At 49.7% G+C, this 13427-nt stretch carries 13 protein-coding genes and 1 pseudogene; 7 read left to right on the top strand and 7 right to left on the bottom strand.

The window, feature by feature from the left end; all coding sequences use genetic code 11:
• Positions 1–57 precede the first annotated feature (57 nt).
• On the bottom strand, positions 58–579 hold the full coding sequence (gene aroL, locus RFN81_RS04370) for a shikimate kinase AroL (RefSeq protein WP_264497953.1): 522 nt from the start codon (positions 577–579) through the stop codon (positions 58–60).
• Positions 580–829: 250 nt separating this feature from the next.
• A complete protein-coding gene (locus tag RFN81_RS04365) occupies positions 830–2038 on the bottom strand; it encodes a glycoside hydrolase family 28 protein (protein ID WP_264497952.1) in 1209 nt (402 codons plus the stop codon).
• Positions 2039–2608: 570 nt separating this feature from the next.
• On the opposite strand from RFN81_RS04365, the gene pelI reads away from it, so the two are divergent.
• The 5 genes from pelI (at position 2609) to RFN81_RS04340 (ending at position 6847) form a co-directional block, all read left to right on the top strand.
• Positions 2609–3664 (top strand): pectate lyase PelI, encoded by a 1056-nt coding sequence (pelI, locus tag RFN81_RS04360; RefSeq protein WP_264497951.1) that lies wholly within the window; start codon positions 2609–2611, stop codon positions 3662–3664.
• Between the two features lie 222 nt (positions 3665–3886).
• Complete coding sequence (locus RFN81_RS04355; protein WP_264497950.1) at positions 3887–5131, top strand: SpoIIE family protein phosphatase; 1245 nt, start codon at positions 3887–3889, stop codon at positions 5129–5131.
• A 13-nt stretch (positions 5132–5144) separates the two neighbouring features.
• The gene (locus RFN81_RS04350; protein ID WP_264497949.1) at positions 5145–5699 is read left to right on the top strand and encodes a SiaB family protein kinase; all 555 of its coding nucleotides are present in this window, start codon (positions 5145–5147) and stop codon (positions 5697–5699) included.
• Between the two features lies 1 nt (position 5700).
• On the top strand, positions 5701–6153 hold the full coding sequence (locus RFN81_RS04345) for a DUF1987 domain-containing protein (RefSeq protein WP_264497948.1): 453 nt from the start codon (positions 5701–5703) through the stop codon (positions 6151–6153).
• Entirely contained in the window at positions 6140–6847 is a 708-nt protein-coding gene (locus RFN81_RS04340; protein WP_264497947.1) for a GGDEF domain-containing protein, read from the top strand. Before RFN81_RS04345 ends, RFN81_RS04340 begins: the two co-directional genes overlap by 14 nt.
• Before the next feature lie 92 nt (positions 6848–6939).
• Here the strand turns inward: RFN81_RS04340 and abgT are convergent, their stop codons facing one another.
• Together abgT and RFN81_RS04330 are read right to left on the bottom strand one after the other, a co-directional pair.
• Complete coding sequence (abgT, locus tag RFN81_RS04335; protein ID WP_264497946.1) at positions 6940–8469, bottom strand: p-aminobenzoyl-glutamate transporter; 1530 nt, start codon at positions 8467–8469, stop codon at positions 6940–6942.
• A gap of 257 nt (positions 8470–8726) precedes the next feature.
• Positions 8727–10052: a M20 family metallo-hydrolase gene (locus tag RFN81_RS04330; protein WP_264497945.1), complete on the bottom strand. Its 1326-nt coding sequence runs from the start codon at positions 10050–10052 to the stop codon at positions 8727–8729.
• Positions 10053–10235: 183 nt separating this feature from the next.
• Between RFN81_RS04330 and RFN81_RS04325 the strand changes: the two genes are divergently transcribed.
• Complete coding sequence (locus RFN81_RS04325; protein ID WP_264497944.1) at positions 10236–11135, top strand: LysR family transcriptional regulator; 900 nt, start codon at positions 10236–10238, stop codon at positions 11133–11135.
• Here the strand turns inward: RFN81_RS04325 and mltB are convergent.
• From mltB to RFN81_RS04310, 3 genes are all read right to left on the bottom strand, one after another.
• Complete coding sequence (gene mltB / locus RFN81_RS04320) at positions 11118–12206, bottom strand: lytic murein transglycosylase B (protein WP_264497943.1); 1089 nt, start codon at positions 12204–12206, stop codon at positions 11118–11120. The two genes, RFN81_RS04325 and mltB, sit on opposite strands and share 18 nt — an antisense overlap.
• 133 nt (positions 12207–12339) lie before the next feature.
• The gene (locus RFN81_RS04315) at positions 12340–12681 is read right to left on the bottom strand and encodes a zinc ribbon domain-containing protein YjdM (protein WP_264497942.1); all 342 of its coding nucleotides are present in this window, start codon (positions 12679–12681) and stop codon (positions 12340–12342) included.
• Positions 12682–12847: 166 nt separating this feature from the next.
• Entirely contained in the window at positions 12848–13225 is a 378-nt protein-coding gene (locus RFN81_RS04310; protein WP_264497941.1) for a hypothetical protein, read from the bottom strand.
• A gap of 5 nt (positions 13226–13230) precedes the next feature.
• On the opposite strand from RFN81_RS04310, the pseudogene RFN81_RS04305 reads away from it, so the two are divergent.
• Positions 13231–13395 (top strand): annotated as a pseudogene (locus RFN81_RS04305) (transposase family protein); the annotation flags it as partial.
• Between the last annotated feature and the right edge of the window lie 32 nt (positions 13396–13427).

Here is a 13427-nt window from a genome sequence, read left to right as displayed (position 1 = left end):
AAATGCGCAATTCGGACGTCAACTCACGTGGGTTTAGCTTATCTGGTTATCCTTTACTTACGCAGCCGACAGGCGTAACGCGTTTAGCACGCTAGCCACAATTGCTTCCGGCGTCTGCGACGCATCAATGACATGATGTGCGACGCCGCGATAAAGCGCCTCACGCGCGGCCAGCACCTCGGCCATTTCCTCTGCGATGGGGCGGCCGGTCAATGTGGGACGCTGGTGATCCTGAGGGTTTTCCTCCAAACGCTGAGCCAACAGTTCTGCCCCAGCATGGAGATAAATCACGATGCCATTATCATGCATAAAACGCCGATTCGCTTCCGCAAGCACCATACCGCCGCCTGTTGCGATAATGCTACGGCTGGCAGTAACCTGCTGTAGCACCAGACTTTCGCGCTGGCGGAACCCATGCCACCCTTCCTGTGCAACAATATCAGCCACTGTCATATGGGTCGTCTGCTGCATAAACTGGTCGGTATCGACAAAGTCATACCCCAATGTCTGCGCCAGTTGATGTCCAACAGTGGTTTTTCCACAACCTCTGGCACCAACGATAAAAATGGGCTGTGTCATATAATGACGGATCCTTATTTTCTGTATCACCCGCCCCATCATACTTCTGACGATATGCACATCGGCGCATCCACCATTCAAATGATGTCGGCTAGCTAAAATGATGGGGTGATTGCTTACTTTGTCGTGGCTGAATCATACCGATAAAATCGGTAAAGAGGGAAGTGACTTCTCGGAGGAAACAAAACACTTAGCGCGAAAACCCTGAAGATTCTCGCGCTATTATAAATAAAGCCAGAGTCTAACTATGTTACTTATTAACCTTGACGTTGTTGATCTGCCATGTAGTGTCGCGGGTCAGATTAACATTTTTCATTGTGACGACTATCGGCTTTTTCGCATTTTCGCCGTTGAGCACCACCACGCCTTTGGTTTGCGATGTCACATCGTTAAACGTAATGTCGCTCCAGTCGGGAACATTATTTCCTGATTTTTTCTCATACACGGTATCAATCACAATGGGTTTCTTCACATTCTTCATGACAACATGGTTATACCGAATGCCATTTACCACCCCGGCAGCAGACTTATCACTTTTAATGCGCAACCCATTCGTGGTGCCGTTCATCGTCAAATCATCAACGGTCACATTGTAAACGCCCATCGTTTCACTGCCGATCGACATCCCGTGCCCCGTCCCGAATTCGTTATGCAGAATAGAAATATTGCGTGTTTCAGGACGTCCTTTGTACGCTTTGATCGCCACGTTATCATCACCCGTCGAAATTTTACTGTGGGCAATAGTGACATTCTTTGACGACATCGGATCGATGCCATCGGTATTTCTGGCATTGGACGGCGTGTTTATCGTCGTTTTCCAGGCGGTAAAACCATCACCATCGCTAAATACGACGTGGAAATTTGGCGAGTTAATTAGCGAGACGTTATATAACGTGAAATTTTTGCTCTTATTAATCTGAATCAATCTGGGCGTATTTTGCTTTAACTTCTTCACTTTGGCGTCGGCGGCTAAATCCCACCAGCTCACCTTTTTATCCTGAAGCTTTACACCACCTTGACCATCAATGGTGCCCGGCCCGTAAATACCGCTACCTGTCGTGCTTGTCGCGGTGATAAACGCATAACAACCTTTACCATTTTTATCGACGACACCACAGGATGAGGGGGCATTTTCAAACGCCTTGGCATTATTGATCGCGCGTAGCGTGACGCCGTTATCAATCAGCAGACTCACCCCCGAAGGCAGCGTGAGCGGGCCACTGAGGAAAATGGACGAACTTCCCGCGCTCAATCTTACCGCTTTTCCTTGACTGCAATTATTCAGAGCTTTTTGAATGGCCCCGGTGGCCGTGTCGCTACCGGCTTTAACCACGGCGCAGGTAGCCGGAGCTTTCGGCTCCGTTACCGTCCGGGAATCCGAGGCAAATGCTGATGCGCTAAATAGACCAATAAGCCCTACGGAGAATGAAAAAACTCGCTTACCTGATAGATATTCCATGTCAAACCTTACCTTATAGACATCCGCAATTTTACCGTGACGTAAAGGAACAACGCCTCCATCTCCTACTTCGCAGAAGAATAAGAAAGATGAAGCGCCTTTATAGAAACGAAAAATTGTCGCACATGCATATGTAGATTAATAAAAATTCCATTTACATAAACATGTCTTTTTAGAAAAAGACACTACATTTTATGCGCGATTAAAATACCATCAAAAAAGTAAATGGCGCATCAACATAACGTAACAACAGAACATCATCGCGCATGAAATAAAAATATAAATGATACAATTCTTATGCCATTAATATTCATTATTAATCATGATAATATATGCAGTCATATCAATTCACGATTAATAATTAAATAATAATACAATAAGAAAACATAACATTAATGGACACAGTCAATATTTTTATTTTAATAACCTGATCGATCTCAATAATTCCGCCAATTTATGATTCATTCTTTTATTCTCACGATATACTTCCTTTGATGCGCCAGAACACACTCTTTATTTTGGTCAAAAGAATAAAGAGAAAAATATCTGTTTAACTTACAAGGAAAACCTATGTTTAAGTATTTAACGCCGATATTTTTATGTACTGCTGCTTTTTCTTTTCAGGTGCAGGCTGACGACACCATGCTGATGCTACTGAAAAAAGATAATGCCACCTATTTAAGCTGGTCTACCGATGCTGGCAATGTGGTGCGCCAGGATGTGTATCGCAGCAACAATAACAACCCGGCTACTAGCCAGAAGATTGCCGAACTCAATGCCACCGACAGAACATTTATGGATGTAACCGCTAATCCGAAGTCGGACTATTGGTATTGGGTCGATACCGTTAGCACTAATAACCGCGTCTTGAAGTCTAACGCTGCGCCGACCAATCCGGAGCTGGAACCGGTATCGTTACGTGCCGCTTCACTTAAAGCTGCCAGCTCTGAATGTAAGGCTGGCGCGGTCATTAAAAATAAAACGGTTGATTGCGGCGGCAAAACGCTGGGCCTGAGTTGTAAAGGCGACAGCGATAAGCAACCTCCGGTTATCACACTGGAAAATGCCAATATTAAGAACCTGCGTATCTCAGCAAAGGGCGGTTCCGACGGAATCCACTGTAAATCAGGCAATTGCCGTATTGAGAATGTTGTCTGGGAAGATATCTGTGAAGACGCGGCGACCAACAACGGTAAAACCATGACCATCGTCGGCGGCATTGCCCACAACACGACTAACGGCCCTGGCGGCAAGCCGGATAAAGTACTGCAACATAATTCGAAAAACAGCCTCACCATCGTACAAGGCAACTTCACGCTGACGGGTCAACACGGCAAGCTGTGGCGATCCTGTGGTAATTGCACCAATAATGGCGGCCCGCGTAACCTCACCATCATCAGCGCTACCGTAGACGGCACCATCGACAGCATCGCTGGCGTGAACCGTAACTTTGGCGATGTTGCTGAAATTCGCAGCCTGCGCATTAAGGACTATAAACCGGGTAAACCTAAGGTGTGCGAAGAGTTCACTGGCGTACAAAAAGGTCAGGGCGAATCCCCTAAACATGGCGAAAAATGGGACACCAAAAACTGTAAGGTCAGCCGTTCAAACATTAAACGGCTGTAATTCGCTTATCACCATCTACCGCTAAACGCGTTCCCCTCTGGGGTTCTGGCGCATCAACGACGGCAGACCGCATTTTTCTAAGTGCGGTCTGCCGAATTATTGCTGGCGCAGACAGTAAGAAGATCGTAATCCCCGCACCTTAAAGCGTGACGGCAGTTGTCATCATTTGTTCATCAAGGTTAGATATTTTTACTTAAAAATAAATTTGCCCATATATTAACCATGGTTTCTTCACCCATCACCCATACCAGATCACACATCCGGGGTACGCCGATAGCGCGAGATCTGTGCATACCTCTGCCCAATGTTTCTCCTGATGCCGACAATGCCACCGTTTTGCAGTTGTTTAATCAAAATAAAGAGTGGGTCAGCCTACCAGTTGTGGAAGAAGGGCGTCCTTTCGGCTTAATCAACCGCCACATTTTTCTTTCGCAGATGTCACGTCCTTTTTATCGTGAACTGTATGACAAAAAGAGCTGCATCGCATTTATGGATAAAAATCCGCTGATTGTCGATGCGCTAGCGCCATTACATGATGTGGCGAATCAAACCGTCATTACCGGTGATAAATCCCTGACGGACGGTTTCATGATCACCGAAAATGGGCGTTATATTGGTATAGGATTAGGCATTGATCTCATCAAAGCCGTCTCTGATATGCATCTGCGCCAACATCAACAGATTATGCAGAGCATCGAATACGCTAGCGTCATTCAGGCCGCGATGCTGACGGCGTCAACGCAGACTATGTCGCAAACACTTACCGACTGGTGTTTAGCCTGGGAGCCTCGAGACTGTGTCGGCGGCGATTATTATGCATTCAAAACCTATCCACATGGCTGGCTCGCTGTCGTCGCCGACTGTACAGGACATGGCGTGCCCGGCGCCTTCATGACCTTGATTTTTTCTTCGGCACTGGAACAGTCGCTCACTCAGTGTGGGCCGATGCTGCCAGCACAGTTATTACAAGCGATCAACCGCCACATTAAAGACACTCTCGGGCAGCGCAGTGAAGCCGATCAGCTCTCGATCTCTAACGACGGCTGCGATGCCATGATGGTGTTTTATGACATGACGCGCAACACGCTGACGTTTTCCGGAGCGAGGATGCCAGCATTCATGCTGCAACGCAACACCGGGCAACTCATGCCTCTCCAGTGCGATCGTATGGGGATCGGCTATACCGAAACGCCTTATGATTACCAGTGGTCAAGTTATGAACTGCCCATACAGGACAACGATATATTTTTCACCACCACGGATGGATTGACAGATCAAATCGGCGGAGAACGTAGGATTATGTTTGGTAAACGCCGGTTAGAGGAACATCTCCGCCACTATCAAAATCAGCCGATGAGTGAGCTCGCCAATCAGCTCCTCTCGGTACATAAAATCTATCAGGGCGATCAGACCCGGCGAGATGATTTGACATTTTGGGGCTTCCGACATTGTTCGACTGTTATTTAACCAGGTAGAGAGAATGATGCCAACGATCAACTATACCGAGTACTTTCCACCCTCGCACCAACCCGACATCGCGTTATATTACGTCGGCTATTTTTCACAGAATATTATTAGTTCACTGGCCGAAACCATGCGGCTACAGTTAGAAAAAAAGCAGCTTCCAGCGAATCTCCGCCGCCGATTGTTTTCCACCTTCGTCGAAATGGTGCAGAACATTACACGCTATTCCGCTATACCGTTAACCGCGCTCGACAATCCCACCGAGGTACGCCATGGCTCCGTATGTCTGGGTTACGAAAATGGCAAATACTTCTTGTCATGCGCAAATCCAGTACACCCCGATGATGTTGAAACGCTACGAGGACGTCTTGAGCCACTACGTGTGATGACGTTAGATGAAATTCGGTTCGCTTACAAAGTCTCCCTGCGCGAGGAAAGCCCGTCATCAAGCAAGGGCGCGGATATGGGGCTGTTAACCGTAGCGCGCGATGCCAGTGAGCCTCTCCAGTTTGCGTTCCGAACCGATGCCGCGACGGGACTATCTACGTTCTACCTGAAGGCAATCCTTTGATATGAACACCATAATAACCCCAAATAACCTCCATATTGCGGGGACATCCTGTACCCCGACCGTTGATTTTCAGTTTGACTCACACCGTCTTTATCTTTCGGGCGAATCTTATCCCGAGAATGCAGCCGCGTTTTACCGTCCATTGCTTACCGAAATTGAGGCCTATTTACAGGCGTTGTCGAGCTATGCTGAATCGATGATGCCGGAAGAGACGTTGCCAAACGTCGAAATTCATGTTTCCTTGATTTACTTCAATAGTTCCAGCACCAAGATGCTATTTAGTTTATTTAACCTGCTTAACCAGGCGGCTGAATTGTCACTACCAATTGCCTTATATTGGTATTACGACAAAGACGACGACATTGCGGAAGAATTTGGTGAAGAGCTTCACATCGATTTCCCGGCGCTGACCTTTCACAGCATGATTATAAGTGATGACCATGAGCTCAATTGATCTGTTTACACCGGAATACGATATTCTGCTTGCTGCGCGTAACATCGCTAATCAACAAGAAAGGCCGGCAGAAGTCTATCGCGACACGTTGCTGGCACTAACCGACCATTATCAACGCTTAGTGCGAGAATCGTACCGCTTGATTTCACGCAGCGATCGCGCGGAAAAAGAGCTGAACCGCCTCAACGCTCAACTCAATCAATTGGCGGTCGAGCTGGAGTACAAGGCTAATCACGATCCTCTGACTGGTGTGTATAACCGTGGCGCGATTATTGAACGCATAAACCTCGCCCTGGGACGCAATTCGGCAGCGATTATCGTGCTGGATATCGATCATTTTAAGCAGGTGAACGATACCTACGGTCATCCTACTGGCGACGCTGTCATCTGCGATCTGGTATCACGCGTGCAGCGTATCATGAATACCACAAGCAGCATTGGCCGCGTCGGCGGCGAAGAGTTCACCATTCTGCTGGAAGAGCATACGCTCATACAGGCCGTCGCGCTTGCCAACCGCCTCCATCAGGATCTTAATAAGATACCGCTCAGCGTATTACCACAACGACGCGTTACCGCTAGCTTCGGCGTCAGTTGGGCGCCACAAAACACCTGTTTCGATGCGCTTTACGGAGCCGCAGACGCCGCACTCTATCAGGCTAAAGAAAAAGGAAGGAACAGGGTGGAGTTTCATTGACATCCTCCCCGCCCCAAAGGACGGGGTTTTACGGCGCACCTGATAAACCGCCGTCAGCACACCGGTTAGCGCGCTGACGGACGATGCTGGCGCTATGATGGAAGATGTGGATAAACGCCTGGGCCAATCGGCAGGCCTAATAAATACCACACGATAAGCAGCAGTAACCAAGCGGTAAAGAACACGATGGGATAAGGGATCACCAGTGAATAATAAGTCCCGAGTTTAGCCTCTTTGTTATAACGCTGTAAAAATGACAAGAACAGCGGTAAAAACGGCGATACCGGCGCGAGGGGGATCACGGAAGAATCCGCCACGCGGAAGACGATCTGCGCAAAGGCGGGATGAAATCCCAATAGCATAAACATCGGAACAAAAATCGGCGCTAATATCGACCAAATTGCCGAGCCGCTGGCGATAAACATGCAGAGAAACGCGGACAGGAAAATCAACCCGATAAATGCGGGCATCCCCGTCATACCGATTGCTTCCAGTAGATCCGTCAAACCAATAGCAATAAATTTACCCATATTGCTCCAGTTGAAGAATGCCACAAACTGGGAAAGCGGAAAAACCATCACGATAAAACCTGCCATTCCCTTCATCGGATCGATCATGAGTTGCGGCAGATCGTTTTGCGTTTTTATCTGTTTAGTTACGATCCCGTAGGGAATGGATACCGCAAAGAAGAACAAGATGATTAAGGGCACGATCCCGCGAATAAAAGGCGACGGCATGACGGTATGCAACACCGGATCGCGCAGCGGCCCCCATTCCGGCACGACCAATAGCGCCACCAGTGCGAGAAACACTAACGCAGCAATACCGCTGGCGCGCAGGCCACGATTCTGCTCCGGTGTAAGCACCGAGAGCGCAGCATTATATTCCCCCTTATAAGGCGGCAAACGGGGCTCGATAAACTTATCGGTTAACAGCGCCCCAACCACCGTCAGTAACACCACAGAGGCCGACATAAAGAACCAGTTATCTACCACACTGACATGCACAGCGGGATCGATCACCTTCGCCGCTTCGGTACTCAGGCCGGATAAGAGGACATCCGTTGTCACGATCAACATATTCGCGGTAAAACCCGATCCTACGCCAGCAATGGCCGCCAGCAGCCCCGCGACCGGGTGACGCCCTACGGCGAGGAATATCAATGCGCCCAACGGCGGCATCACGACCAGAGCGGCATCGGAGGAAATATGGCTAAAAAAGGCGATAAACAGCACCATATAGCTGGCATAGCGGGCACTGACATACGAGGCCATCTTATACATCAATGCCTGTAGCAGCCCCACTCGCTCCGCCAGTCCCGCGCCGAGTACTAAAGCCAAAATAGCACCCAGCGGGGCAAACCCACTGAAGTTCTTGATCACATTCGGTAACATCCACTGAAGCGCTTCCACGCTGAGTAGATTTTTTACGCGTACCACCTCGCCGTTAGCAGGGTTGGTTGCACTTAATCCCAGCCAGGAGAATAGCGCGCTCGCCATCATCAGTACCGCGATCAAATAGATAAAAAGTAGAAAGGGGTTGGGAATCTTATTACCCACCCGTTCAATCCACTTGAATAATCCGCCAGGTGGCATTTGCTCACTTCCCGCTGTCGTACTCATGGTTTTTCCCCTGTACTCATTTTATAAGAGGTTATCGATAATGTTTTTATAGGGTGCGCGACGGGAACGACGCAGCGCCACCTTTGCCTGAAAAGCAAATTAAATGTCTTATCTTTTTACGTATTAACTTGGCGTGAATATCGACCTGGATTTCACACGATGCCGCAATATGATGCTGCCAGCCCCCGGCTTTACCGGAGTAGCCAGCATTGAACCGCGCGTGGCAAACAGGGTGAAGTGACCCACGCTATTTGCATTTATCTCTCGAACTCATTGATATTGAGTGCTAGCAATGCCAGCGTCGTGACCGCGACATCCATTACGCTTTCGTCAAAATCAAATTTTTCGTTGTGGTGCCCCGCACTCAGCTCCGTGCCAAACACCACATAAGAAGCTAACCCCCCACAGGCCTTAACGCGTTCCATCAGATAGGTGGCATCTTCAGAGCCGGCGGCGTCCGTCTGACTATCGATAACCTGCGTTATTCCCTGAACCTGTTCGGCCTGGCGGTGAATAAACGCCACCCATTCAGGACTCGGTTTACTGCTTTGCGCCGCGCCCATCAATGCAATATCCACCTCGACGTCGTGCATCACCGCCGCGCCTTCGATGACCTTTAAGGCTTGTTGATAAACAAATTCGTTAACCGCATTAGTCGCGCCACGCGTTTCCACCTTCATCGTGGCGAGTGAAGGCACCACGTTGCGCCCTGTGCCAGCCTGTAGCACACCGACATTAATGCGAGAACTGCCCGCGCTATGACGCGGGATGGCATGTAGCCCCAGCGCGGCCTGCGCGGCAGCCAATAGCGCATTGCGCCCCTCTTCCGGGCGCCCGCCTGAGTGGGCCGCCACTCCACGATAGGTGACATCCAGCTTAGTGGTCGCCATAAAGGTGTCATTGCCGCACACGATGTGCCCGCGCGGCACACCCGTACCAATATGGATCGCGGTAAAGTAATCTACGTCGTCCACGACACCGGCATCGGCCATCGATTTCCCTCCGCGCGTCCCCTCTTCCGCGGGTTGAAAAACAATTTTGATCGTGCCGCACAGTTGGTCGCGCATTGCCATCAGCACCTGCGCCAATCCCAATCCGATAGTCGTATGACCATCATGCCCACAGGCGTGCATCATCCCTGGATTGCACGATGCGAAACCGTCGCGAAAAGGACGGTGCTCGTCCGCGAGACATTCATTGAGATCCAAGGCATCCATATCCACACGATAACCGATGACCGGGCCTTTGCGTCCCGTGTCCAACGTCGCCACCAGCCCGGTAAAACCGCCGGAAAAATAGGGTAACCATTGTTCTAACGCCCCTTGATCCCGTGCTCGCTGTTCTTGTGCCAGTAGCACGCTCTCAGGCGGCAACCCCATACGCGATTCTGCCCGAATGGCGTCACGTCCTAATGTCAGGTGATAACCCAATTGATGCAGTTGTTCAGCCACGAGCGTCGCGGTACGGAATTCAACCCAGCCTGATTCGGCAAATTTGTGTAAATCACGGCGTGTGGTACGCCATTGCTGGGAAAATTGCTGCACGCACTGCGCTAAATGAGCATAAAGAGTCTCTGCTGACATGACGTTACCTCTATTACTGGGTTGTGCTGCGCTATAGGAGCGGCATTCTTCATCACCGTCGGCAGCGATGAGAAAATAGCTTGAATGAAAAAAATGTACACAACCTCACCATCGTGGATAAGATGACAAGATGTTTTTAGTGATAAATGATAGTTATCATTAAGGGAGTGAGGTGGAACCAATATGGCGCAGAATGTGAAATTGCATCAATTACAGTCGTTTGTCGAAGTGGCGCGGCATGGCAGCATCCGCGCCGCCGCACGTCATCTATCGCTATCACAGCCTGCGCTGACCAAAGCAATTCAGGAACTAGAGAATTGCCTGGGCACACGACTGTTCTTACGTCACCGTCAGGGAGTGGTGCTAACCGACTGTGGCGAAGCCTATTTTCATCATGCCAGTCTGGTGATGGAAGAGCTTCGCGTCGCCCGTGAAGACATACAGCAACGGCTTGGACAGGCGTCAGGCCGGGTAAACATCGGTGTTGGCGCTAGCGTCGTAAATACCGTGATGCCGGATATCATTAACCGGTTTCATCGTCTCTACCCGCGCGTCAAACTGCGCATTACAGAGGGGCAACTCGTGGCGATGATCGCCGAGCTACGTCAGGGTAAGCTGGATTTCACCATCAATACCTATTCGGGTTCATCCTATGATAACGAACTGTTATATGAAAAACTTATGGAAAAAGAATACTGCATTGTGGTTAGGAACGACCACCCGCTACGCAAGGCACATGAACTAGATGATTTGATGGACTATGAATGGGTACTACCCACGCCGCGCGGTAGCTATTACACTCGGCTATTTGATCTGTTCAACACGCTCCCCCGACAGCCGCATGTCAGCGTGACCTGCGAAACCCTGCTATCAACGATGAGCCTGGTCGCGCGCACCGACTTTATCAGCATTATGTCACGCGACATCGCCGAGGATCCGATATTGGGTGGACGCCTTCGGGTTCTGGAGTTAGATACTCCCTTACCCAAGGCTCACTTTTATTTGATTCAGCGTAAAGACACCCTGCTATCCCCGATGGGCGCACAGTTAGCCAAGTTATTTCGGCTACATTGCCAGTCCTGACCGTGCGCGGCTGACAGCTTCACCGAGCTGCCATACGGCCATGGCATAATGTGTGCTGCGGTTGTAACGTGTAATGGTGTAGAAGTTCGGCAGCCCGAACCAATACTGATAGCCCGTACCGACATCCAGCCTTAGCAGACTGGCTTCACGATATCCCGCCAGCGATTGCTGCGGCGTCAAGCCTGCGGCCTTAAGTTCCGCCAGTGAATAGCGGGTAGTAAAACCCTGGGCCAACTGTGGAGCCTGACCATTTGCCTGCACCGCCACGGGTGCTCCGGCAACCCAGCCGTGCGCTTTAAAGTAGTTAGCCACGCTACCTATCGCATCCACCGGATCCCACAAATTGACATGACCGTCGCCATCAAAGTCAACAGCATAATGCTTAAAGGATGAGGGCATAAATTGACCATAACCCATTGCGCCAGCATAAGAGCCGCGCAGACTAAGCGGATCGTTTCCTTCGTTGCGCGCCATCAGCAGAAACGTTTCCAGTTCGCCCGAAAAATACTCGGCACGACGCGGATAATTAAACGCCAGCGTTGCCAACGCATCAATAATGCGCGTTTTCCCCATCACCCTGCCCCACCGTGTTTCAACGCCAATGATGCCGACGATGATTTCAGGTGGAACTCCATAGATATTATGGGCGCGCTGTAATGCATCCTGATATTGATTCCAGAACGCAACGCCATTCTGCACATTATCTGGCGTAATAAACTTATTGCGGTAACGATTCCAGGCACCGTTCGGCCCGGAAGGCGGACGCGACGTCGGGGCTTGCCGGTCCATCAGGCGGATCACCCAATCCAGACTTTTCGCCTGCGCCAGTACGTCATGCAATTGCTGACGGTCGAAACCGTGCTCCCGCACCATTTTGTCGATAAACTGCGCAGCGGCAGGGTTAGCCGCAAAATCGCCGCCTAGGGGATGCGCCCGATGTGCGGGCTCCAGCAGAAAACCGCCGCCCTTAAAAGGGTTGCCCGAAGGCGTTTCTGCGGGAGGGGGCGCTGGCTGACTACTACAGGCCGAAAGTAAAACGAGCACAGGAAGCAAGCGAACCGAATGGCGCATTAGATATCCCTATAGCAGGTTAGAAATGAGTACCTGCTATGGTAAAGGATTGTCTGGCGTGAAAAAACCAGCCAGAGAGGAAAAAAAGCGACGCGCCGATGACCGACAAAGCCGCGCCTATCAGCGTTACGAATCAGTTTTTCTTCACAAACTCGGATTTCAGTTTCATCGGGCCGAAACCGTCGATCTTACAGTCAATATTATGATCGCCTTCCACCAGACGAATACCTTTCACGCGGGTGCCGATTTTCAGCGGCGTTGAACTTCCCTTTACTTTCAAATCTTTAATCACCGTCACCGTATCACCGTCCGCCAGTAGGTTACCATTAGCGTCTTTGACCACTAGCCCATCTTCCTGCTCCGCTATATTGTCTGCCAGAGACCACTCATTCCCACATTCAGGGCAGTTAAACATTTCACCATCCTGCCACGTGTATTCGGAACTGCATTTCGGACAATGGGGTAGCTGTTGCATGATAACTCCTGAATAATCTTCAATAAAAAGCAATAAATATCATTTAATAACGATCGTAGTTTTACTATTTTACCTTTTTACCGCCATTTTTAATAGTGAGTGGGGGTTTAGCATGACTTTGTCCCTTCTGCTCTTTCCCTGAAATTATTCCCACCTAATTACGCCTTTACGTCGCCATTTCGTAATCCACCGCGTTTGATAACCCAGCGACAGGTTGGATAGTTTTTAAACTGCCATAATCCACATACCAGCGGCTGCCAAGAGAATGCGTAAGAATTTCCTGAGCGAACCGGTCTGAGCCGATCATGCGCCAAAATCCCTTTTCGCCATCAAGTATATCCAGACTACCGCTCATGCCCTGTAGCGCCATAACAACGGCCTGCACCGCAGCCTGCGCAACCGGAGCGACAGCATCTTTTATCGATAACAAGGGACGTTGCTGCCAGTTGTACTGATGCAGGGCAAGATCACGAACATATTTTGTACAAGCCTGGATGATTGATTTGAAGTGATGTTTATGATCTGATAGTGGTTTATCAGGCACATTCCATGAGTTTTGATTCGTTCACGCACTATTTCTCCAATATTCAAGAACCGCGTCAGTCGGCAAAGATTACCGACTCGCTTATCGATATTTTGTTTTTAACCTTGTGTGCTGTTATTGCGGGCTGCGATGGGTGGGAGGATATTGAAGATTTCGGTGAAGCGCGGCTTAACGCCACGCTTTGATTTAAAGGCAGAATACA

Origin of the sequence: Pectobacterium cacticida, from assembly GCF_036885195.1 — a bacterium.
Classification (GTDB): domain Bacteria; phylum Pseudomonadota; class Gammaproteobacteria; order Enterobacterales; family Enterobacteriaceae; genus Pectobacterium; species Pectobacterium cacticida.
Note: the sequence above shows the minus strand (reverse complement) of the source record. Positions and strands in the feature narration are given on the sequence as shown.

Excerpts from the sequence above, each read along its gene's own strand:
- RFN81_RS04325 (WP_264497944.1), top strand. The coding sequence starts at position 10,236 with ATGGCGCAGAATGTGAAATTGCATCAATTACAGTCGTTTGTCGAAGTG.
- RFN81_RS04315 (WP_264497942.1), bottom strand. The coding sequence starts at position 12,681 with ATGCAACAGCTACCCCATTGTCCGAAATGCAGTTCCGAATACACGTGG.
- RFN81_RS04330 (WP_264497945.1), bottom strand. The coding sequence starts at position 10,052 with ATGTCAGCAGAGACTCTTTATGCTCATTTAGCGCAGTGCGTGCAGCAA.
- abgT (WP_264497946.1), bottom strand. The coding sequence starts at position 8,469 with ATGAGTACGACAGCGGGAAGTGAGCAAATGCCACCTGGCGGATTATTC.
- RFN81_RS04365 (WP_264497952.1), bottom strand. The coding sequence starts at position 2,038 with ATGGAATATCTATCAGGTAAGCGAGTTTTTTCATTCTCCGTAGGGCTT.
- RFN81_RS04350 (WP_264497949.1), top strand. The coding sequence starts at position 5,145 with ATGATGCCAACGATCAACTATACCGAGTACTTTCCACCCTCGCACCAA.
- RFN81_RS04340 (WP_264497947.1), top strand. The coding sequence starts at position 6,140 with ATGAGCTCAATTGATCTGTTTACACCGGAATACGATATTCTGCTTGCT.
- mltB (WP_264497943.1), bottom strand. The coding sequence starts at position 12,206 with ATGCGCCATTCGGTTCGCTTGCTTCCTGTGCTCGTTTTACTTTCGGCC.
- RFN81_RS04345 (WP_264497948.1), top strand. The coding sequence starts at position 5,701 with ATGAACACCATAATAACCCCAAATAACCTCCATATTGCGGGGACATCC.
- aroL (WP_264497953.1), bottom strand. The coding sequence starts at position 579 with ATGACACAGCCCATTTTTATCGTTGGTGCCAGAGGTTGTGGAAAAACC.
- pelI (WP_264497951.1), top strand. The coding sequence starts at position 2,609 with ATGTTTAAGTATTTAACGCCGATATTTTTATGTACTGCTGCTTTTTCT.
- RFN81_RS04355 (WP_264497950.1), top strand. The coding sequence starts at position 3,887 with ATGGTTTCTTCACCCATCACCCATACCAGATCACACATCCGGGGTACG.